General features: G+C 55.5%; 12 protein-coding genes. 9 read left to right on the forward strand and 3 right to left on the reverse strand.

All coding sequences use genetic code 11. The annotated features are described in order from the left end of the window. The first annotated feature begins 42 nt into the window (after positions 1 to 42). Genes JSS95_05980 through JSS95_05990 form a run of 3 tightly spaced genes read left to right on the forward strand, consistent with a single transcriptional unit; the run spans position 43 to position 13,948 of the window. Positions 43 to 1,983, forward strand: a complete 1,941-nt coding sequence (locus tag JSS95_05980) for an amino acid adenylation domain-containing protein (GenBank protein ID MBS1799357.1) — start codon at positions 43 to 45, stop codon at positions 1,981 to 1,983. Then, positions 1,980 to 10,055, forward strand: a complete 8,076-nt coding sequence (locus JSS95_05985) for an amino acid adenylation domain-containing protein (GenBank protein MBS1799358.1) — start codon at positions 1,980 to 1,982, stop codon at positions 10,053 to 10,055. The genes JSS95_05980 and JSS95_05985 overlap by 4 nt, the downstream gene beginning before the upstream one ends. Next, on the forward strand, positions 10,052 to 13,948 hold the full coding sequence (locus JSS95_05990) for a hypothetical protein (protein ID MBS1799359.1): 3,897 nt from the start codon (positions 10,052 to 10,054) through the stop codon (positions 13,946 to 13,948). The genes JSS95_05985 and JSS95_05990 overlap by 4 nt, the downstream gene beginning before the upstream one ends. A gap of 31 nt (positions 13,949 to 13,979) precedes the next feature. On the opposite strand, the gene JSS95_05995 is transcribed toward JSS95_05990, so the two are convergent. Beyond that, positions 13,980 to 15,383: a hypothetical protein gene (locus tag JSS95_05995; GenBank protein MBS1799360.1), complete on the reverse strand. Its 1,404-nt coding sequence runs from the start codon at positions 15,381 to 15,383 to the stop codon at positions 13,980 to 13,982. Positions 15,384 to 15,656: 273 nt separating this feature from the next. Here JSS95_05995 and JSS95_06000 point away from each other — a divergent pair, with 273 nt between their 5' ends. Next, entirely contained in the window at positions 15,657 to 16,853 is a 1,197-nt protein-coding gene (locus JSS95_06000; GenBank protein MBS1799361.1) for a SpoIIE family protein phosphatase, read from the forward strand. Between the two features lie 27 nt (positions 16,854 to 16,880). After that, positions 16,881 to 17,369, forward strand: a complete 489-nt coding sequence (locus JSS95_06005; GenBank protein ID MBS1799362.1) for an ATP-binding protein — start codon at positions 16,881 to 16,883, stop codon at positions 17,367 to 17,369. Positions 17,370 to 17,374: 5 nt separating this feature from the next. Here the strand turns inward: JSS95_06005 and JSS95_06010 are convergent, their stop codons facing one another. Beyond that, complete coding sequence (locus JSS95_06010) at positions 17,375 to 18,847, reverse strand: NDP-sugar synthase (GenBank protein MBS1799363.1); 1,473 nt, start codon at positions 18,845 to 18,847, stop codon at positions 17,375 to 17,377. A gap of 311 nt (positions 18,848 to 19,158) precedes the next feature. Between JSS95_06010 and JSS95_06015 the strand changes: the two genes are divergently transcribed. After that, positions 19,159 to 19,920, forward strand: a complete 762-nt coding sequence (locus tag JSS95_06015; protein ID MBS1799364.1) for a WecB/TagA/CpsF family glycosyltransferase — start codon at positions 19,159 to 19,161, stop codon at positions 19,918 to 19,920. Between the two features lie 19 nt (positions 19,921 to 19,939). On the opposite strand, the gene JSS95_06020 is transcribed toward JSS95_06015, so the two are convergent. After that, a complete protein-coding gene (locus JSS95_06020) occupies positions 19,940 to 20,569 on the reverse strand; it encodes a sugar transferase (protein MBS1799365.1) in 630 nt (209 codons plus the stop codon). A gap of 541 nt (positions 20,570 to 21,110) precedes the next feature. Here JSS95_06020 and JSS95_06025 point away from each other — a divergent pair. The 3 genes from JSS95_06025 (at position 21,111) to JSS95_06035 (ending at position 24,015) form a co-directional block, all read left to right on the forward strand. Beyond that, the gene (locus tag JSS95_06025; GenBank protein MBS1799366.1) at positions 21,111 to 21,449 is read left to right on the forward strand and encodes an STAS domain-containing protein; all 339 of its coding nucleotides are present in this window, start codon (positions 21,111 to 21,113) and stop codon (positions 21,447 to 21,449) included. 104 nt (positions 21,450 to 21,553) lie between these two features. Then, positions 21,554 to 22,786, forward strand: coding sequence for a glycosyltransferase family 4 protein (locus JSS95_06030; protein ID MBS1799367.1), 1,233 nt, complete (start codon positions 21,554 to 21,556; stop codon positions 22,784 to 22,786). Next, positions 22,786 to 24,015, forward strand: a complete 1,230-nt coding sequence (locus JSS95_06035) for a glycosyltransferase family 2 protein (GenBank protein MBS1799368.1) — start codon at positions 22,786 to 22,788, stop codon at positions 24,013 to 24,015. The genes JSS95_06030 and JSS95_06035 overlap by 1 nt, the downstream gene beginning before the upstream one ends. Positions 24,016 to 24,060: the final 45 nt, after the last annotated feature.

Genomic DNA, 24,060 nt, shown 5'->3' on the forward strand with positions numbered 1-24,060 from the left:
TATCAACCACGGGCCCCTCAAATAATTCCGGAAACTGTATTTATGGCAACGAAAGCACTGAATCCAATAGAAGTCGAGGCTTCCAGGAAGCGTTTTGCCGACGATTCTCTGGTTTCGCTGTTTGAAGAGGCAGCGCGGCACCATTCGTACAGGATTGCCGCTATCTGCGGCTCCAGCCAGGTAACCTACGCCGAACTGGATCGTGCCGCCAATCGCATGGCCCGTCGACTGATTGCTTCGTGTGGCGATGGACGCGGCATCGTTGCTATCTACCTGGACCGTTCGATTGAGATGCTTGCCGCAATGCTGGGCGTGCTTAAGTCAGGAAGCGCTTACCTGCCCATCGATCCGGGGTATCCTGCGGCACGCGTCATGCAGACGCTTGAGGATGCCAATCCCCTGGTTGTCATTACCAACCAGAAACTCGCATCTTCACTCGGGAAGACGACGCAAATCCTCCTGGTCGACGAACTCCCTTCGTCTGACGCTACAGATACCCAAGATATCCAGCTACGCTCAAAACCGGACGATCTTGCTTATGTGATGTTCACATCCGGTTCTACCGGCAAGCCAAAGGGAGTGCTGGTCTCGCATCGTAACGTCGTCCGCCTGCTTAGCGAGACGGAAGCCTGGTTTCACTTCAACGAAACCGATGTCTGGACAATGTTTCACTCGTTTGCCTTCGACTTCTCCGTATGGGAGATTTGGGGGCCATTGACCACCGGCGGCAAACTTGTCATTGTCCCCTTTGCCACCAGCCGCTCTCCCGAGGACTTTTACGCCCTGCTCTCCGAGCAAAAAGTCACTGTCCTGAATCAGACTCCGTCTGCATTCTCACTGCTGAATCAACTGGAGGAGTCCGGGACAACGCTGCCGCTCTCCCTTCGTGTTGTGATCTTCGGCGGAGAGGCGCTCCAGTACCGATCCCTTCGCAACTGGTTCAAACGTCATGGGGACGTCAGGCCTCAACTCGTCAACATGTACGGCATCACCGAGACGACGGTCCACGTGACCTATCGCGTCGTGTGCGAAGCCGATACGCAAGGTGAGCAGGACAGCCTGATCGGCGTGTCGATACCCGATTTGCAGATTCACCTTCTCAATGCCGACCTCGTGCCGGTTGCGGAAGGTGAAGTCGGAGAGATATGCGTGGGCGGAGGAGGTGTCGCCCACGGATATCTCAATCGCCCTGAACTGACGGCCGAACGCTTTGTGCCCGATCCATTTGGCCCGCTGGGAGCGAAGCTGTATCGTTCCGGCGACCTTGCAAAGCTCCGCGCCGATGGAGAGCTTGTCTATCTTGGCCGGGGCGACAACCAGGTGAAGATCAACGGCTTTCGTATTGAACTTGGCGAGGTCGAAGCCGCAATCTCCGATTTTCCAGGAGTACGGCAGGTCAGTGTCATCGGTCACATAACCGGCGATGGCAGCCAGGCACTTGCAGCTTATTTCGTAATGGCTGGCAGCGAAAGGCCCATGGCCGGCGACATGAGCCGCTTCCTTTCGCAACGGCTGCCGGCGCAGATGATGCCCTCTTTTTATATTCAGATGGAAGCAATTCCGCTGACGAGCAATGGCAAAGTTGACCGCGCGGCGCTGCCCAAACCCGCAACCGGTTCAACGCCGGTCGCAACTGGCGTTCAGAAAACGTCTGATACACCGTTGCAAATCCAGATCGCTGAGGTCTGGCGCAATGTGCTAAAGGCCCCGCAGGTAGGTGTGGACGACAACTTCTTCGATATTGGCGGCACATCTGTCCTCCTGGCCACGGTGAGGTCACAGCTTCAGGAAAAGCTCGGTCGCTCAATCCCCGTAACGTGGATGTTCGAGTTCACCACCATCCGCACTCTCGCAGAAAAATTCGCTGAAACAGGTGACTCGCCAGTCAAGTCCTCGGCGACTCTCGACGCGGCCCAGGAACAGGCGCGCAAGCAGCGTGAGGCCTTTGCCCGCATGCGTTCCACGAAGGGTACAGCACGATGACCCCTCCCGAGAACAACCTGGAGCACGAGGTTTCACAAGGCAGCGATAACCTGGGCGGAATCGCCATCATCGGCATGTCAGGCAGGTTCCCCGGTGCCAGCAGCGTAGCCGAATTCTGGAAGAACCAGCTTGCCGGTGTCGAAGCCATCTCTCACTTCAGCCTCGAAGAGCTTGAGCTTGCAGGCGAAAAGGCGCAAGCGCGAGAACCGAACTACATCCGTGCACGCTCCATACTGACCGGCATTGAGAACTTTGACGCAGAGTTCTTCGGGATTCTCCCAAAGGAAGCGCTGCAAATGGACCCGCAACACCGGTTCTTTCTCGAGTGCTGTTGGGAGACATTTGAAGACGCCGGCTACGATCCCTTCGCCTACGAAGGTTCGATCGGCGTCGTAGCCGGTTCCAGCTACGGCAGCTACTTTCTCTCGCAACTCTGCGCGCAGCCAGGGTTCGTCCGGAACTTTCTTGAGAACTACCAGATTGGCAACTACCAGAGCATGATGGGAAATCAGCCTGAGTTCCTGCCGACCCGCGCCTCCTATAAGTTCAACCTGCGCGGCCCAAGTTACGCGATACAGACCGCGTGCTCGACCTCGCTGCTTGCGGTCTGCCAGGCTTGCCAGAGCCTCCTCACCTACCAGAGCGACATGATGCTCGCAGGAGGAGTCTCCATCACGCTGCCGCAGAAACGCGGCTACTTCTATCAGGAAGGCGGGATGGGCTCGGCCGACGGACACTGCCGTCCGTTCGACAACGATGCTCAAGGAACGGTCTTCGGCAGCGGCGTTGGCGTTGTCCTTCTGAAACGGCTTGAAGATGCAGTGGCCGATGGCGACCAGATCTATGCTGTCATCCGCGGATTCGGCTCGAATAATGACGGCGCGACAAAGATCGGATACACCGCTCCAAGCATTGAAGGCCAGGCCAGCGTTATCGCCGTGGCTCAACAGACCGCCGGCATCAACCCCGGAACGATCGGGTATGTCGAAGCCCACGGCACCGCCACCCCATTGGGCGATCCAATAGAGCTTGCGGCGCTGACCAAAGCATTCCGTGCCGGTACGGATGAATCCGGGTTCTGCACCATCGGCACGGCCAAAGCGAACGTCGGGCACCTCGACATTGCTGCGGGAGTCACGGGACTGATCCACGCAACTCATGTCGTGCGGCATGGGCAGTTTCCGCCAACCCTCCACTTCAACCATCCAACAGAGAAGTTCGACTTCGCCTCCAGCCCCTTCAAGGTGACTGCCACAGGAACAAAGTGGAAGAACAACGGATCACCGCGCCGCGCAGGAGTCAGCGCCTTTGGTGTCGGTGGAACCAATGCCCACCTCATTCTGGAAGAGGCTCCCCGTCAGGAGTCCGCGCCACCGCTTCGTCCGGTTCAACTGCTGACTCTCTCTGCCAGGTCGCAAGAAGCATTGGATGCGGTATCGAAGAATCTCGCCGGATTTCTTTCGCAGCATCCAGACATCTCTCTGGCCGATGTTGCCTATACGTTACAGGTGGGACGCAAGGCCTTTCCCTGCCGCCGCGCCGTAGCGGCAGACTCTATTGCGTCTGCCGTCGCCGCGCTCAACGCCTCCTTCGTTCCTCGCACTGACCGCAAGATGCAACCGGAGCAGCCGGGTGTCAGCTTTATATTTCCGGGCCAGGGATCGCAGCACGCCAATATGGGCCGCGAACTCTACAGGACCGAGCGCGTCTATCGCGATGCCTTCGATACCTGCGCGACCCTGCTGCGCCCCGAACTTGGCCTCGACCTGCGCAAGGCGCTCTTCCAGGACGACTCCGACGCACAGTTCGATACGACGCAGACGTACTTTGCTCAACCGGCGATCTTTGCAGTCGAATACTCTCTGGCAAAGCTGTGGATGTCATGGGGCATCGAACCGCGATCGATGACAGGCCATAGCATCGGCGAGTTCGTCGCTGCCTGCCTCGCCGGAGTTTTTGCACTTGAAGACGCTCTGCATCTGGTAGCTGTTCGCGGCCGCCTGATGCAGGACCTCCCAAAAGGAGACATGCTCAGTGTTCGCATGAGCGAGGCTGACACCTTGCCCTTGCTCAAGGACGGGCTGAGTATAGCCGCAATCAATGCGCCAGCCCTCTGTGTCGTCTCAGGGCCTTCCGGAGCTGTAGCAAAACTTGAAGAAGATCTAACCGCACGCAATGTCGTGCATCGCAAGCTATATACCTCGCACGCCTTCCACTCCTCGATGATGGATCCAATCCTTCCCGCCTTTCAAAAGGAGGTCGAAAAGGTGCGATTGTCCGCACCAAATATCGCCTATGTCTCCTGCGTTACCGGCGGCTGGGTCACTGCGGGACAGGCAACCGATCCCTCCTATTGGACCCGGCACGTCAGGGATTCGGTCCGATTCTCGCAGGCAGTGTCCCTCCTCCTGGAGACAGAGGAGACCGCTCTGCTGGAGGTTGGTCCCGGTGGTGTACTCGCAACATTGGCTCGCCAGCACACGACGCCGCCGGCAAATCGTGTCATCGTCTCGTCGATGACAGATGGCAACCCCAGTCACGGCGAAGCCTTTGTCATCCAGCAGTCTCTAGGTCTCCTTTGGGCATACGGAGTGCGGCCTGCATGGGGAAAACTCCATAAGGATGAGCGGCGTCAGCGCGTCTCACTTCCCTGCTATCCCTTCGAGCGCAAGAGATTCTGGTTCAGTGATTCACTGACAACAACAAACGACAGCAATACATTCGTGCCAGAGAGAGAGATCACCTCAGTTCAGGTGACCACATCTGTTGCCGATTCAACTTCCGAGGAGATGTTATCCATGAGTACGGCCCCCGATGCCGCAAAGTCCCGCAAAGAGCATTTACGCGGGCTGATTGCAGAGATATTCGAAGAGCTCTCCGGACAGACGATCGCTGAGACTGACCAGGAGGCCTCCTTCCTCGAACTCGGCTTTGACTCCCTGTTTTTGACTCAGATATCGCAAGGCCTTCAGAGCAAGTTCGGCGTCAAGACCACCTTTCGTCAACTGATGGGAGACCAGTCGACATTGGCAGCGCTCGCGGACTATATTGATGCGCAACTGCCGCCTGGAATGTTTGAGGGGCTAGTTTTGTCCGGAGAGGCCCCGGTGGGGAACGCAACGCCAGACTCCGCAGGCACGAACGCAGCACGGTCGCTCACACAACCGGCAACGCAATCGCATGGCTCCGCACCGGGCGCAGGCACGGCCCTCGAACAGTTGATGAAAGATCAACTGCAGGCGATGAACCAGCTCTTCGCGCAGCAGATCGCGATTCTCCAGGGCACTGGAACGATCCCTCAGCCCCCTCCAGCAATACCCGCCGTCGCACCTGCAAAGCAGGAAGCTGTAGCGTCACCGTCTGCGCCGCAAAAAGATAGCGCCAATGACGAACTGAAGGGCTACACCCCATTCAAACCCCTACAGAAGAGCGTCTCGGGAGAGTTGACGCAGCGCCAGCTCGACCACATCAGGCAACTGACCGACTCCTACACAACCCGCACCAGAACTTCAAAGGACAAAACCCAGGAGAGTCGTCAGTATCTCGCTGATCCACGGGTCGTCGCAGGCTTCCGCGTGCAGTGGAAAGAGCTGATCTACCCGATCATCACCAACCGTTCCAAGGGATCTCGCATCTGGGACCTCGACGGTAACGAGTACGTCGATATCCTCAACGGCTTTGGTCCCATCATGCTGGGCCACAGACCCGACTTCGTTGAAGAGGCCATTGCGAAGCAGCTGCACGAGGGCTTTGAGATTGGCCCGCAGACCATTCTGGCCGGCGAGGTTGCCAAGGCGCTCTGCGAGATGACCGGCAATGAGCGCGCGACCTTCTGCAATACGGGGTCAGAAGCTGTCATGGCTGCAATGCGTCTGGCCAGAACCATCTCCGGCAAGAACAAGATCGTCTTCTTCGCCGGTGATTACCACGGCATGTTTGACGAGGTGCTGGTCAAAGGGTTCAAACGTCAGGGCGTGCCGCAATCGGCGCCTATCGCTCCCGGCATTCCGCGCGAGTCCGTCTCAAACATGATCGTGCTCGACTACGGCACACCAGAATCGCTGGAGTGGATTCGCACCCACATCGGCGAGCTTGCCGCTGTCCTTGTCGAGCCCGTGCAGAGCCGCCATCCAAACCTGCAACCAGTCGAGTTCCTGCGCGAGATCCGCAGGATCACCGAGCAGGCAGACGTCTGCCTCATCTTCGATGAGGTCGTCACGGGATTCCGCTCGCACCCCGGCGGCTGCCAGGCGCTCTTCAATATCCACGCAGATCTTGCTACCTACGGCAAGGTCCTTGCCGGTGGCATGCCCATGGGCGTTCTTGCCGGTAAGGCAAAGTACATGGATGCTCTCGACGGCGGAATGTGGCACTACGGCGATGCGTCCTTTCCAGAGGTCGGCGTAACCTTCTTTGCCGGGACCTTCGTCCGTCACCCGCTGGCGATGGCAGCCTGTGCCGCAGTGCTGAAGTATCTCAAGGAGCAGGGACCTCAACTACAGCAACGCCTGACACAGCGAACCTCACAACTGATCGCCCGGCTCAACTCGCTCTTTGAAGCGAATGAGCTGCCTGTCAGAATTGAAACCTTCGCCAGCTTCTTCTACTTTGCTTTTCCCAGCGACTACCGATTCAGTAGCATTTTCTACACGCATCTGCGCTCGAAGGGAATTTACCTGCTCGAAGGATTCCCATGCTTTCTTACAACCGAACATAGCGACGCCGATCTCGAGAAAGTCTTCCGCGCATTTGAGGAGACCATCGCGGAGATGCAGGCTGGCGATCTTCTGCCACTGCCGTCCGGAAACGCCACCGCCCCCGCTGTCTCAGCATCGCTGCCAGCAACGAGCGCTCCGATCACCGAATCGCAGATGGAGATTCTGCTTTCGGCCGAACTCTCTCCCGAAGCCAATTGCAGCTTTAATGAGTCCTTCACGTTACATCTGAAGGGCGATCTGAATCAGAAGGCGCTCGCCGACTCGCTCTCGGATCTCTTATCCCGCCACGAAGCTCTTCGTGCAACGTTCGATCAGGTTGCGGGTGTTCAGCACTTCTCTTTCCCTGCCCCCATCAATCTCCCCTCCATCGACTTGTCAGATGTCTCTGCCGATCAGCAGAAGGAACGGTACGACCGTTTCATCGACGAGGACGCACGCAAACCTTTTGACCTGAAGCAGGGCCCTCTGGTCCGTATGTCTCTGCTGCGCTTCGCACCGCAGCATCAGGCTCTCGTCTTCACTGCGCACCATGCAGTCTGCGACGGCTGGAGCATCAACGTCCTGCTCGATGAACTGGCAAAGACTTATACAGCGCGTGTTACGGGCAGCTCTCCCGCGCTCGATCCACTTATGCCCTTCAGCGAGTATGCAACGGCACAGGAAAAGCACTTCACCAGCATCGAAGGCGCGGCGGTCGAGTCCTATTGGACAAAGAAGTTCGAGATCCTGCCTCCTCTGCTTGACCTTCCGCTTGACAATGCGCGACCAGCCATGAAGAGCTTTGAAGGCGCCACGTACTCGAAGAAGATCGACCTGCAAACACTAAAGGAGGTCAAGAAGGCAGGAGCACAGCAAAAATGCACGCTCTTCGTCACGCTGCTAAGCGCCTTCTCGGCACTCCTCTCAAGACTCTCCAACCAGGACGATATCGTGGTCGGCGTTCCGGCAGCCGGCCAGTCCCTTGTGGAAGACAAGACACTGGTCGGTCACTGCGTCAACTTCGTTCCCATGCGGACACTACCCGTAGAGGGCATTTCAACAGCACAGTTCTTCGACCAGGTCCGAAAAACGGTCTTCGATGCCTACGACCATCAGAATTACACCTTCGGCCGGCTGGTTCGTAAGCTCGCAATCCCGCGCGACGCCAGCCGGCTCCCACTTCTCGAAGTGCAATTCAATCTCGAAAAGATCGGCGGAGATCTAAAATTTGCAGGCCTCGAGTCGAAAGTCGAACCCAACCCGAAGAGCTTCGTCAACTTCGACCTCTTCGTCAACGCTGTCGAAGGCTCCGATGGACTCACGCTGCACGTCGACTACAACACAAACCTCATCAATAACGAGACCGTAGCAAGATGGATGGAGTGCTATGAGGCTCTGCTGAAAGGCCTGACGGGCGACGTGTCCAAACCTCTCGCGCGTCTCCCCCTGCTTAACGCAAGTGAACACGACCTTGCCCTGTTTGCATTCAACCAGACCGAGGCTTCGTTCCCGGGAAACCTCTGTGTGCACCAACTCTTCGAGCAGCAGGTAGCCAGAACGCCGCATGCCCCTGCTCTACAGTTTGAAGACCAGTCGTTGAGCTATCTCCAGTTGAACGAGCGCGTCAATCGCCTGGCCCGCTATCTGCTTTCGCATGGCGTCAAATCCGGCGATGTCGTGGGAATCTACATGGAGCGGTCGGTCGCCATGATCGTCTCGCTGCTCGCAACGTGGAAGGCAGGTGCTGCCTACGTTCCTCTCGACCCGACGTTCCCCGCAGAACGTCTCCGAATGGTCTTTGAGGATATCGTCAATCCGATCGTCCTCACCCAGGCAGCGATAGCCGGCGACGTCCCATCCGCGGGGTCCAGAGTTCTGTCTGTGGATGCTCTCTGGCCCGAGATCGAGTTAGAGGACCCGAGCAATCTCGACCTCAAATATGCGCCGTCGCAGGTTGCATACGTCATCTACACATCAGGATCGACGGGACGGCCGAAGGGTGTTGAGGTCACCCACTCAAACGCGGTCAATCTGCTCAACTCCATGGCAAAGATCCCGGGACTTACCGCCAAGGACGTTCTGGTTGCAGTGACTACAATCTCCTTCGATATCGCCGCGCTTGAGATCTACCTTCCTCTTATCAGCGGTGCAGAACTTGTTCTTGCCAGCCGGGCCGTTGCAAGCGATGGCAACCAGTTGCTGAAGCTGCTGCGCGACTCTCAGGCCACCATTATGCAGGCCACACCAATCACCTTCCGCCTGTTGCTTGCCGCAGGCTGGAAAGGTGATCCCGCAATCACCGCCTGGTGCGGTGGCGAAGCCATGCCTCGCGATCTGGCCGACCAGATACTCGACTGCGGCATCAAGCTCTGGAACATGTACGGGCCAACGGAGACGACAATCTGGTCGGCAACCAATCGCATTACCAGCCGGGGCAGCGCGGTTCCCGTCGGCCTCCCCATCGACAATACTCAGTTCTACGTGCTCGACGCGTTGCAGCAGCTCGTTCCGTCCGGTGTTCCCGGTGAACTGTACATCGGCGGCACAGGTGTAGCCAAGGGATACTACAAGCGACCCGATCTGACGGCCTCGCGGTTTATACCCGACCCCTTCAGCAACAAACCAGGAGCACGGCTCTATCGCACCGGCGACATGGTTCGCCGTCTGAAAAATGGCGAGCTCGAGTTCCTCGGCAGGGCTGACGGTCAGATTAAACTTCGCGGATTCCGTATCGAGCTTGGCGAAATTGAGAGCATTCTCTCGACTCACCCGGGGCTCGAACAGGTTGTTGTTCTGCTGCGTGAAGATGTTCCTGGCGATAAGCGCCTCGTTGCTTACATCATTCCGCGCCGGAACACTGCACCGGATGCTGCCGACCTCCGCATCTATCTGCTGGGCAGGCTGCCCGACTACATGGTGCCTGCGGCATTCATCAGCCTGTCGTCTTTTGCAATGACGGCAAATGGCAAGATCGATCGCAAAGCGCTTCCCGCTCCCAGTTGGACGTCTCTCGCTCAGACTTCAAAGTACGTCGCTCCACGCACGCCGCATGAGGAGAGCTTCGCGAAGATATGGGCCGATGTTCTGCACATCGAGCGTGTTGGCGTGGAAGACAACATATTCGAGCTTGGCGGCGACTCGCTCCACGTCTTTCAGATCGCAGCGCGCGCCAACCAGGCTGGCATCGAAGCGCGGCCACGCCAGATCCTGCAGCATCGCAACATTGCTGCCATACTTGCGGACATCGAGAAGGGATCCGCAGCGCCAAAGCAGGCTCCACTGCTTCCCGTCTCCCGGTCAAAATACAGGATCACCCAGCCGCAAGTTGTGCGCGAGCCAGAACCTGTCGATCCAGGAGGCAACGGGAACCGATGAATTCGGAGGTGACTGATCGCGATCCAGCATCGGAGTCTGGCAATCCAGGCGAGGAGTACTTCGCGTTTCCGCTGACACCGGTACAGGCAGCGATGTTGCCTACTGATCTGAACAGCGTAGCGGATCCTCGTTTCAACGGCGCGTTTAGGATGAATCTGGATGGCGCCATCGACACCGCGGTTCTCGTACACTCTTTCCAGACGATCGTGCAACGCCATGAGACGCTTCGAACGACCTTCGAAGCAAATGGCTCCGAAGTCCTTCAGATTGTCAGACCCGCTGTAAGCATCGCTTTCAACGAAGTTGAACTGCGTGATCTCTCAGGCGACACGCAGGCCAACGAGCTCGACGCCATCTGTGTTCATGAGGCGCAAACCGGCTTCAACCTGACGGCAGCACCACCATTTCGTGTCGTCCTCATACGTTTAGAAAATACGAAATCGATGCTGGTGCTCACTCTGCACCAGATTATCTGCGATGGCTGGTCGATCGGCGTCTTGATGGACGAGCTTTCCACGCTCTACACTGCCTACGCCCGGCAGCAGCCATCTCCCCTGGAGCCCGTCTCCTTCCAATATGGTGACTACGTTATTTGGCAACAGGAACTGCTCTCTCAGCCTGAGGTTCAGGCCCAGCTCACCTATTGGAAGAACAAACTCGCCGGCTGTACCCAGCTACAGGTCACTCCCGATTTTGAGGCTGCAACACCATCCACAAGAAGCGACATCGTATCGCAGCTACTTCCGCGCGAACTGACGGAACGACTACGCAGCATCGCCCAGACTGAGAACACCACTTTTTTTGTCGTCAGCATGGCAGCCTGCATGGCGTTGCTCTACCGCTATACCGGCACCTGCGATGTGGCCCTTCGCACACCGCTCGCGGGCAGAACACGGGTTGAGTTCGAGTCTCTGATCGGCCAGTTCACCAACCAGGTCATCGTTCGGTCAACTATGTCCGAGGCACTAACCTTCCACGACCTGGTGGCAAAGGTTCGGGATTGCGTGTGGGCGGCGCTCTCCAATCAAGATGCGCCCTTCGAGACCGTTCTCCAGAACTATGCCGAACCGGACACCGCCCCATCGAGCCAGTTCAGAATCAACTTTGTCTGCCAGCGTGAATACGGACGCAGCGGCCCCTTCCAGTTTGAGCTTGATGGCACACGCATGACGACGCTGCCGTCGAAGTCGCAGGGAGCGATCTACGACCTGAATTTTTTTCTTGTCGAGCGCGAAGTGGGCTGGCGTCTCTCGCTCGAGTACAAGACCGACCTCTACTCGAAAGAGACCGCCGGCAGTCTCCTCAAACACTTTCAGGAGTTGCTTGCCGACGTCGCAGCCGATACGCACACGAAGATCGTCGAACTTCCATTGACCGATTCACAGCCACTTCTCAAAAGAACTTCTTCGACTTCCGCTCTCGAAGCCGGCAACCAGACGACACTCCCCGAGGCATCGCAGGACCTGCTGGCAATCCCTGCCAGTTTCGCACAGGAGCGCTTCTGGACGCTCTCAGAAGTCGACCCCGAGAACCCTGCTTTTCACATGCCGGTCACGCTACGCCTCACCGGCAAACTCTCTGTCACTCTTCTCGAAGATAGTTTTCGTCTCCTTATAGACCGCCACGAGATATTGCGAACCACGTTTTCCGATATCGACGGCAAGCTCATGCAGGTCATCCACAACTGCTCGGCGTTCGCGCTCGATCAGGTCAACATTGACGAGGCCCCAGAAGCCGAGCGTACAGCCCTGCTGGATGCAACCGTGCAAAGGATGCTCCGTGAGCCCTTCGACCTCTCTGCGCTACCGCTCTTTCGTACCGCGCTTTGCCGTCTGTCGCCTGCTGAGCACATCCTTGTTCTCAGCGTTCATCACTCCATCGCCGATGCCTGGTCCATTCAGGTCTTTCAGCGCGAACTCTGGACGGCCTATGAGCGTTTGGACAAAGACCGGGCATTCCACTTTGAGCCTCTTGCCCTGCAATATGGCGACTTCTCGATCTGGCAACGAGAAGGACTCTCATCGGAGGCAACGCAACATCACCTCGATTTTTGGATGAAGTCTCTGTCAGGAGATTTGCCGGTTCTGAACTTCCCGACCGATCAGCCAGCCAGCCAGCAAGGCGCTCCCAAAAGTTCTCTTGAGAGCCTCCTCTTCCCAGTCGAGCTTACACAATCGCTCAAGCAGCTCGCGCAGACGAACGACACAACACTCTATGTCGTCACGCTGACCTGCTTTTCCATGCTGCTGTCGCGCGCCTCAATGGCTCACGACCTCATCATCGGTTCCCCGGTTGTCAATCGAAGAAGCGAGACCGAACCGCTGATAGGTCCCTTTGCAGGCCCCATAGCGCTGCGGCTCCAGATGCAGGACAATCAGACGATACGCGACCTTATCGTGGCCAACAGAGACAAGACTGTAGAAGCATTAGGCCATACAGAAGTGCCGTTTGAAGTGCTTCTCGATAAGCTCGATGTCCGGCCAGTCGGAGGAAGAAGTCCTTTGTTCCAGTTCTACTTCTTCTGCCAGACTGCCTTCCTCCAGGCACGCGAATTACCTGACCTCACGATTACACCTCTGCCAAGCACAAGCGTAGGTATGCCGTTCGAGGTGCAGCTTGCCGTCATTGAAAGGAAAGAAGGCGTAAGAGCCGAGCTCGAATACAATGCCAATCTCTTCGATCGATCAACCATCCAGGAATGGCTGGGGTACTACGAGACGCTTCTTCAGGTCATGGCCACTGATCCAGAGCGCAAGCTCGGTGAGCTGCCTGCGCCTCCGCACATCGCAAGGCCTCTGGCATCGGAACAGGAGCGCCAGTCTTCAATCTCGCTACCCGCTATAAGCCACCCGGCAACTGCCGTCGAGTCGGCAGCGATACTGCACGACCCACTGACTGCCGAACTGGCCAACATCTGGCAATCGGCCTTGAACATCGAACACATCGGCCCAGACGATAACTTCTTCGTGCTTGGCGGGCGCTCCCTGGTCGCTGCAAGATTGATCGCCAGGATCAACAAAACATATTCGCTAAAGCTGGGGCTTGCGACGCTCTTCAACTGTCCTACTATTGCTGAGCTTGTCGCGCTCATTCGTGGCCAGTTTACACCGCCGGTGCCGTCTTCCATTGTCCCAGTCCAGCCAGAAGGCACCTCCACGCCTCTGTTTGTCGTTCACGGAGTGGGTGGAAATGTGCTCAACTTCTACGATCTCGCAAAGAGCCTTGGGTCAAGGTATCGAATCTACGGAATTGAAGCCCAGTCCCTGCAGCCCGACGCCATTCCGCTAACCAGGCTTGAGGATCTCGCAGCCTACTATATTAAGGAAGTCCGAAAGATACAGGCTAACGGCCCCTACAACTTCCTCGGCTACTCCTATGGCGGCTTTGTAGCTTTTGAGATGGCGTGCCAGCTTCAATTGGAAGGCGAACAGGTTGAACTCGTTGGCATGCTTGATACTCCGGTGTGGAGACATGCAGTTCGCGAAAACAATCACATTGTCGCAAAAGCTGCGCGGCAGGTAATGGCCGTATGGAGCCCTTTTTTTCACCGCCTGCGTCCATGTACGCCCATGGAGATCTTCGATGGAATCAAGAGCACCATCCTGCGGACCTTCTACACCATTGCCACAGCGAAGAACATGACGATCCCATCCAGGCTCAGGAGCGTCTACCACATCAATTCCTTTGCCGTGGTCAACTATGTTCCCAAGACCTACCATGGCGCAGTAACAATGCTGAGAGCTTCACGCGAGAAGGGTCCAAGGGACCTCGGATGGGGCAAATTTACAACTCAACCCGTCCGTGTTTTTGAGATCCCCGGTGCACACCTTCAGGTCCTATCGAATGAGAATCTGCCGCGCGTAGTCAGAAGCCTGCGTGAATGTCTGTTATGAGCATTGTGAGAAACTCTAAACAAACACGTCTTTACTTCGCTGGCCACTGTTTAAAATGAACCTCAGGAAATGGGCTGGAGTTGCCTGAATCCAACAAAGACGACCCTTCCTCTCGCAATGTCTTGTTGAAGAAAGCCAATGCGTACTCGCGCACAATTTTATGCATTCGAGCTGGCTTGATTGGACCGGTATGCGTAACCCATCTAAAGGGTGAGATCATCGATTGATCCGTAAAATCCGCGTGCATTGCTCCGTCAATCACAAGTTTGTACCCCCCAAACTTTTCCAGGCTATTCAGGACATTTTTTGCATCCAGCATGTCAAGCTCAGCGTTCACGCGAACGGCTTGAATGGGCGAATGCAACTTTATAAGCTGGGGGTCCCCATCGGGTTCGTACATGAACATCATCGGCTTTCCACTTGATCGATCCCGAATACCATCGAATGTCCAGCCATCCATATTGATGGCCGATCGAACCCGGGGATCCAGACTGCAAATACGCAGAGCGGCAGATCCCCCAAATGAATGCCCCAACGCTCCAACAAGATTTGTATTGAGGTGCTGGTACCAGAAACTCTGAGGGTCTAGATTTGCGGCCTGTAGCGAGTTCAACACAAAAAGCTGATCGGCTGTCCATTTCTGCAGCTCCATATTCCAGAGCGCTTCGGTTCTGTCAGTCGATTCGACCCCCACATCGATGATGGGAGAATTGTCGATTCCATTAATCACTCTTCCATCGGGAAACGCGACCCGTGCGGAGTTATAAGGATGGTCGGTCGACACAACGACATAACCGTGACTTGCCAGCTCCTCGGCTAGAAAGGTATCGGAGATGCGTGTTGCTCCCCAGCCATGTCCAAAGAGAATCAGGGGAAATGGCTCCCGATCCGATGCCAACGGAGCATCCATACGGGAATTGGTCCACAACACGCTCTGATACGAGTTCTTCAGCTTGCTTTCGGACCATCGTCGGTACGGAGCCAGATGGTTTCTCGAAGGTGCCGCAGGGTACCAGACCTGAATCATCAATTCCCTGGGTCGCCCGCGATCCGTCCCCGCATCTTCTTTCCGGCTGTCGTCACGCATATAGAGGATGCGGGTGCCCACCGGATAGGATCCGGTGGGTTTTGGGAAAGAGAACATTGGTATTGCGTAGGACAAACCTCCGCTCAGAGCACAAAGAAAACAAATAAGGCTTGCGGCTACCCAGCGGCTATTGGAGCCATCAGATGCTTTCCATCGAAAGACCAGGATCAATACGGCAAGATACACAGGAAGCATCTGCCAATGACCGCCTTCATAAATCAGATGAATAGCCAGCAGCGCCAGACAAAACGCCGTGAAAAGGGTCCTGATTCTCCGAAAGCCGGAAAAATATTCATTCAACGCGGCTAATACCAAGGCAATGGTCAGAGCAACTTCAAATGGTCGCAACACGCCCTCTACAAGAAATGCACTCTTTTGTAATCGTCAACATTCTACACAGGCCCCGCTGGTCACACCGAATCCCTTTGGAAAGCCCACAATCTGACTTTCCGGGACAAAAGGTTAACATTCTTGAGAAGCTGCCCGCAGCCGTTTATAGTCGAGTAGACTTGCTTGGGAGACTTTCGGTTCACAAATAGACCTAGCAGACCCTGCGTGAAAGACGTATCAGAGTGAATTTTTAATGCCGTTTCTTCTGCTTTCTCCTGGTTGGATATCTGCATGAACATTCTTGTAGTGGAAAACGATCTGCCAACCCAGGCGCTGCTGCTGGGGTGGCTGCAGGAATGGGATCACAAGGTCTCGACCGCTGGAAACGGCTTTGAAGCGTTGAATTTGCTGGAACAACGTGATTTCGACCTCGTTCTGAGCAACTGGACCGTCTCCGAATTGGATGGGCTCGCTCTTTGCAGGAGGATTCGTGAAAATCCAAGCCCGACCTATTGCTACATCATTCTTTACACGCTCAAGCCAGGTGAGCTCGATTTTGTGGCCGGCATGGATGCCGGGGCAGATGACTTTATCAGCATCCCGCTGGAAGCAGGGCGACTTCGAGTCAGGATCCGCGCAGCAGAACGTATCCTGACCCTTCGACAGGAGTTGGCGGAGCAGAATGCGAGTCTCAACCGGCTCAATGAAAAGCTTGGTGCGGCCTATAAGACCATCCAATCGGACCTGCAGGCCGCCTCAGCGTTACAGACGGGCTTGATGCCTAAAATCTCGGAGGTCCATCCTTCCTTCCGGCTCGATTGGATGGTACTGCCAAGCAGCTTTCTGGCGGGCGATAATCTCAACTATTTCATGATGCAAGAGCGGTACCTCATCTTCTACCAGCTCGACGTTGCTGGACATGGAATACCATCGGCGCTTCTTTCGGTAACCCTGAACCATCTTCTTTCTCCGCAGCCTGGGAGCCCCATGGTCCGCTTCGACCCGCATCTGGAGCTAAAGCGTATTGTTCCGCCTGTCGATGTTGTCAGCGAGCTGAATCGGCGCTTCCAGCCCCAGGGCGATGGCTACTTCACCATGATCTATGGTGTTCTGGACACCAAGACACGCGAGGTCCGATTTTGCCAGGCTGGCCATCCTATCCCCTTGCAGATAAGACTCGACGGAACCATTAGCCCCATCGGCAATGGGGGGTTTCCGGTTGGACTTTGGCCGGACATGACTTATGAAGAGACGACGACAATGCTCCAACCTGGCGATCGTCTTCTTCTCTACACCGATGGAGTTCTGGATTGCGCCAACCCGGAAGGAATTCCATATTCCATGGAACAGTTGAAAAAGCTGCTTAAGCAGACGATCGGGCTCTCTACCAAGGCCGCTCTAGAGGCTGTACAAGAAGATCTTGAAAAATGGTGTGACGGAAAGAACTTTCCAGATGATGTCTCTATGCTAATAATCGAGAGCAAGTAATACACTTTGGTAATAGGGATATCATCAATGATCACGATATCGCTGATTCGGGAGTCAGTCTTGCAAGACCAGACAAACTACTCCATCTCGTTTTCCATCGACAGCCAACTGAATCAAATCAGTTTGGTTCGGGCTGCGTTGTCTGGAGTTCTGAAGCATCTGGGAGTCGTTGAAACAGATATTTTTTCGCTTGAATTAGCAGTAACAGAGATCATCAACAATACTCTCGAACACGGCTACCACGGTGCAACGGATCGACCTATCGAAGTGAAGGTGAAGGTGACAGGTTCTGAGGTGCAGATCGATCTGAGCGACAATGCTCCCCCATTTCCGAAAGACCAGCTTTACCGTCTTGCTGGAAACCCGGCGCCGCTGGATGATCCTAATGAAGACTGGCCCATGCGCGGTCATGGGTTGCAGATTGTTCGGCAGATTGTTGACTCAATCGATCTTACTTCCGACTATCAACGAAACCATATGACCATTCGAAAGCATGTCGGCCTGCAAAACAACTAGAGCACTCAACTTGTCAGGTCTGCTGGAAAAACTAAACGTAGAAAGTATTTTAGCGAGAGCTTGAGATTGTATATAAAACTACGCCGTACAACGTAGTAGGCATCGGCCAGATAGCGCTGCGTTTCATCTGCCGGATCACTGAGCGACAATGCAGCTTCGGTAATCAGCCCGGCAGATCCTCCCAAATACAAAACACGCCAATCTGTGGGAAGCTTCTCAATCTCTTCTGGAGTGCGCGGCGGGAGCCCCACAAAGCCGATGCGCCCCTTTGCGACAGCGAAGAGCCCCGGAAGAAACTGGCGCAAAAATGTACGCCAGCCAGCTTTTCGGGGAACACTCCACGCATCTGCGCCCAGGCAAAGAAGCGAATACCCGCGGGACGATATCTCATTCTCTCTCGAGGGCAATTGGACCATCTGTATCGAAACATAGGACAACCTGCGGAGAACGCCAAATACGATGGCTGCCAGGATGGATACAGGCAAAAAAAGAAGGATCAGCAGAACCGCAAGAACGGATTGAGCTCTTAGAATCAACCAACTCTGTTTGCGTGGTTGATTCAGCCCCCCAAGAAGAAAGCTTTCGACAACATCGACGCCTGTTCCAAGACGCGCATTGATGAGCAGATTGTGGTCGACGAGCACCTTATTCAGCTCAAGCCCTTCGCCGACATAGCTCCCCGCAGTAACCAGAGAATGTTCGATCGTCGTGTTTGTGTCTACGATGCACTCTCCCTCAATGACAGCATTCGGCCCGAGCCTTACCCCTCGATTGAGGCGGCTGTTAGGCCCGACATAAAGAGGGGCCGTGAGTTCGACGGTAGGATGGATTACGACATTACGTGATATCCAGATTCCCGGCTCGCGCTCCATTCCGTTGATCTTTATTCCGTCGAGGCTGCCTCCCAGCAGCATTGTTTGTGTTTCCAACAATGAGGCAGGCGTGGAGGCGTCCAGCCACTTCTGAACTCGAATGACTCTCGCCTCCGAGCTTGATGCAAGGCCCTCAAGATTGACCTGTAGTTCCTCAATTGTCTGGTTTGCAAAGCTGTCGCTCACAGCTCCTGCGGCAAAGACGGCAGTTCCCTTCCATGCTTCCAGCTTGGCAGCGGATGGAGCATCTCTTACAGGATCCGTTATGCCATAAAAAAGCGTTGGCTTCTCAAAAACAGCATCGGCAAGCCCCACACAGGGGTAACTCTCAGCATGTATAAGGCTCCAGGGCTGTGTCCGGATCTCAGGAATAATCTTCAGGGAACGATACGGGCGCTCAGGGTGAGCAGCCAGATGATACCGAAATTTGCACCCCCACCGATCGCCATTGCCCAACAGTGCCTCGACGGCTTCAGGGGCGTGGCAGACGATAAGCTCTATCGTTACAATCCCCTGGGCCACCAGGCTTTCGACAATATGCTGAAGCAGCGGCCGGTCCCCTAACGGCAATAGCACCAGCGAACGCTTGGCATCAAGGCTGTGCATGCTCCTTGACCGGCTGGGGATAACGATGACACCTACCATCTCACCCCCATGCAGCTTATGCGGACAGGAGAGGTGTTTGGAGCTTCGCAATAGAAAAACAACGCTTTACCGGGAAAACATCTGTGCTGCATCCTGCGATAGTCCTTCCAACAAGCGATATACTCCACAGAGAACCTCAAAACAGCACCTTTTCTCGTAGCGATAGAATACCCATCTTTCGAAAAATGACTTCACTTCAAGAAAAAGAATGTCAATTTCGCATAGTTAATCTTAAATAGAACTACGAATCAACTGCTTTGAGGAGGTACGGGGTGGGAAGCGCTGATGTATTCGGCATGCATTTCTCTCGGATAACAACCGAAGAACTGTGCCTCCGGATTGCCCGCGAACCCCTTCCTGCCGGCAAGGGGCCGCGACTGCTCTTTACAGCAAATCTGGATCATATCGTGAATCTCCGCCGCAATGCTGAGTTTCGCGAAGCTTACAGCAATGCCTATCTAGTAACTGCCGATGGAACGCCGGTTTATCTCTATGCGCGCTTTAGAGGGTCGGCTGTACAGGAACGTGTGACCGGGTCTGACCTTCTTTTCGGTCTCGCTCAGGAACTGCCACGATGTGACTGCCGCTGTTTTTTCGTTCCAAGCAGCGAAAAAACCGCGGAACTTCTTGTGAAATTGTTTGCCGGACGCGGTTTGGACGAAAAGGCCATCGAAACCGTTGTTCCCCCGTTTGGGTTCGAAAAAGATCCTGACTACACGCAATGGCTACTGCAAAGGATCCGAGAGCATCGCACGACACACCTTTTTTTCGGGGTTGGCGCGCCCAAATCTGAAATTTGGGCGAACAAGCATAGAGAAGAGTTAGGAAACTGCTATGTTCTCTGTGCTGGAGCTGGCCTGGATATGCTGGCCGGCCTCAAGCAAAGGGCCCCGCAGTGGGTGCAAAGATACGGTTTAGAGTGGTTCTGGCGGTTTTGTCTTGAACCGAGGAGACTTTTCCTCAGATACTTCGTCAGCTCGTGGAGGTTTCTGGCCGCCGTCATTGACGACTTACGATCCAGGGTCATCAATTAGAAACGCATCGCCATTTTTCTCAATAGGCCCCCCGGCCTATCAGAATCGCGGGGATTGTCTTTATGAGCAGCAGTATGTCCAGAAACAGGCTATGGCTGTCAATGTACTGAGTATCCAACCTGACTTGCTGCTCAAAAGATAGCTCGCTCCTGCCACTAACCTGCCATATACATGTCAGGCCCGGCTTCACCTCAAGCCGCCTGCGATCACTCACCGAATAGCGGGCCACCTCCCGAGGAAGGGGTGGGCGCGGGCCAACCAGGGACATCTCGCCCTTCAATACGCACCACAGTTGTGGCAGTTCATCCAGACTGAGCTTGCGGATAGTCCCACCTATCCATGTAATTCGAGGATCCCGCTTTATCTTGAACGTGATCCCATCGCCATGCTGGTTCTCAGATACCAGTTGCGATCTTAGCTTCTCTGCATCAACAACCATGGAGCGGAACTTCGGAAACCGGAATTCTCTTCCCCACAGGCCGACACGCGTCTGCCAGAATAATGCAGGACCGCCGTCTTGGAGGCGAATAATTGCTGCAAGAATAAAGAACAGCGGAGAGAACGCGACAAGTGCAATCGACGAAATGACAATATCCATTGCGCGCTTGAAAAACTTGGCACCGTTGACAACAAATGCCCAGCTGAGCATCTTGAGATGAACCTTGAAAGCACGGAGACGGCCCCCTGCGTGCCACGAATCTCCGTACCCCCGATACAATTGGTCTACGAGAGATTTCCTGCCAAAATCGATATGTAGCCTTGAGGCGCCCACGTGGTTCCCCTTCTGTGAGCCACCATCACAAACCGGCACATGCCTCTGATTCACGCATCCTCCCACTGACCCCCTAAGGTACCTCTTTTTAGAGAGATATGCTGTACAGCGTTCGTGGGATGGGTTTAGGCCCTTGTTGCAGGAAAACTAGAATCGAAGCTGTCCTGGGATGTGACCGTGCTCTTGCCCTTATGCATGAAATCGTCACTTATTTTGGGTTGAAGTATACTATGCGCTCGGGGCGATACAACTGTTTTATTTGGGTTTAACGCCAAATTCGGTGCAATCCTTTAGTTAGGACGGAGTACATCACGATGGGTACCTTTCGTCACATGTGGGCGATGTGATACATCAAGAAAGCGATTCAGGGATGAAGCCTCCCCCTATCTTGAGAGTCGGATATTTCTGGAGTTAGAGAATGCAGGTTTTGAGTTCTGAAAAAGAGGGCGTCCTGGTTGGGAAGATCGATGCGAAGGCCCTCGACGCAAGCAATGCGCGCGCATTTAAAGACGCCATCAAACCGATGCTGACCCAGGGAGCTCGGTTGGTGCTGGATCTCTCCAAAGTGGAGTTCATCGACAGCAGCGGCCTTGGCGCGCTGGTTTCCTGCCTTCGGCAAGCGCACGCCGACGGCGGCGAGATCAAGCTGTCTGGGCTAAGCAAACCGGCCCGCGCATTATTTGAACTCGTGCGGATGCACAGGGTGTTTGAAGTTTTCAATAATTCAGAAGAGGCCGTCACCTCATATATCGCATGATCATGCAGACGTAGAATCCTCTTTCGACACTGTGCCGTTGTCTTCGGCAACAACGTTGTTCCTTCGTGTTGTTCTTCGAACACTTGCAAATTCAGGCCTTGCCCATGACGAAGTCATCGTCGCTGCGGATTGGATATTTGATCAGCAAGTATCCCGCCGTCTCCCACACGTTTATTCTTCGCGAAATTGCGGCGATACGACAACGAGCGATCACCATTGAAGTGGCTTCGATCAACGAGGCAGGTGATCGCAATACGCTGACCCAGGCCGAACGGGATGAAGCCGATTCCACTTTCTACGTAAAACGCGCAGGCGCAGTTGGTGCGCTGAGATCCCTCGCGACGTTGGGCCTACGGCATCCCGGCAGACTCTTTGCAGGGGTTGGTCTGGCGTTCAAACTTGGCCACATGGCCCCACGTCGTACGCTGCTTTGCCTGTTTTACCTTGCCGAAGCGGCGATTCTGGCTCAATGGATGAAGGAGCGTTCCCTCACCCACCTTCACGTTCATTTCGCCACTCAGGCGGCAACGGTTGCCCTCATTCTCAAGACAATTGCTCCGATCGATTTTTCGATGATGGTGCACGGACCTGATGAGTTTTACGACGTGGACAGCTACTTTCTTGAAGAAAAAGTCGTAAAAGCACGGTTTGCCGTCTGCATCAGCTACTTTGCGCAGAGCCAGATGATGAAGCTGTCTCCTGGAACCGCCTGGGAGAAGTTCGATATAGCGAGGCTGGGTGTCGATTGCTCTCACTTCGTCCCCCGGCCGTTTCGTACGTCGCCAGAGGCGTTCGAGGTGCTGTGCGTAGGCCGCCTGGTTTCGACCAAGGGCCAGCGCATATTGATCGAGGCCGCAGAGCAACTAGTCCGCCAGGGCAGGAGCTTTCAGTTGCGGTTTGTTGGTGACGGTCCGGACAGGAGCGAGCTGGAGCATCTTGTGAGTGGCAAAGGGCTGGCGGCACAGATTCGCTTTGAGGGGCCAATCAATCAGGACAGGATCCTGGCCTTCTACCGGCAGGCAGACATCTTTGCCCTTGCCAGTTTTGCGGAGGGGATTCCCGTCGTCCTGATGGAGGCAATGGCCATGGAGATTCCCTGCATTGCCACGGCGATCAATGGCATCCCGGAGCTTATACGCGACGGCGTTGATGGCTTGCTCGTTGCGCCCTCCGATGTGGATGGACTGGCAGCGGCGTTGGCGCGTCTGATGGATGAGCACGGATTGCGAGAATCCCTGGGCAAAGCCGGGCGGCAGCGTGTGCTGGAGAGCTATGAGATTTCGGCGAGCGCCGACCGGCTGCGGGATGTTTTTGAAAAGAGGCTGGGGGCACATTGATCGACGGACCGCTCACAGCGCTTTGGGGAGTTGCGGGAGTTGCAGCGGCATGGTTTACGCTGCCGGGCTCCGTCGAACTACTCACGCTAAGCCTTGCTGCGCTGCTGCCATCTCGACGACGAGCGGGTCCCTCTACGGCACCGGCATCGTGGCGGGTCGCAGTTGTAGTTCCAGCTCACAATGAAGAAGGTGGCATCGCCAATTGCGTTCAAAGTCTCCGGCGGGCAGTTGATGGAAGCGTCGATGCCGACATCTATGTCATCGCAGACAATTGCACCGATGCCACGGCATCTGCCGCTTCGCGGGCAGGCGCCAGGGTACTGACGCGAACAAATGAACGGCAACGTGGCAAAGGTTATGCGCTCCACTTCGCCTTTCAGTCCCTGGAACCGCTGGGCTATGACTGCGTTTTGATCGTGGATGCCGATACGGAGGTTGCACCGAACTTCATTCAGGCGACGGCAGGCGCCATGCGCGACGGCGCTGAAGCGGTGCAGGCCCGATACCTGGTTAGCAATCCTGAAGAGAGTACACGAACACGGCTGATGGGTCTGGCACTCAGGGCCTTCAACGTGGTTCGTCCGCTGGGAAGGGAGAACCTTGGCCTTTCCGCGGGGATTCTTGGCAACGGCTTTGGCCTCCGGAACGAAACGCTCAGGGCAGTTCCCTATCTGGCCGCCTCGGTTGTGGAAGACCTGGAATATCACCTGTCGCTCGTGCGGTCGGGCCGACGAGTCAGGTTCATCAACGAGACGACAGTTTTTGGCGAGATGCCGGTTCGGGGAAAGGGCGTTGAGGTACAGCGGTCGCGATGGGAGGGCGGCCGGCTCAGGATGCTGCTCGAAAAGAGTCCGGGGCTGGCACTCAGCGTGCTTCGTGGACGCTTCTCGATGCTTGAGCCGCTTCTGGAGCTGCTTCTGCTCCCATTAGCATTCCATGTCGCCCTGTTAGCCGTGGCCATTTCGGCGCCTGTTCCTGCAGCACGCTACATCGGCCTTGCTGGAGCAGCGATCGTATTGCTCCATCTGTTTGCGGCAATCGTAGTTGGCGGCGGAAGCTGGAAAGACCTCGGGACGCTGGCGGCCGCACCCTTTTATGTTCTGTGGAAGATCATGCTGATCCCGTCGCTGCTCAAAAATGCCCGCTCGGAGAATGCGTGGGTCCGAACTCATCGAAATACCGAGCTAACAGACGAGAATGAAAAGCGCTCGCCTGACAATGTTCAATAAGAAGGCATCCAGTCAGAAAGTAGACTGGGGGTCTTTTTTCTTTCT

Source organism: Acidobacteriota bacterium (assembly GCA_018268895.1).
Classification (GTDB): Bacteria; Acidobacteriota; Terriglobia; order Terriglobales; family Acidobacteriaceae; genus Edaphobacter.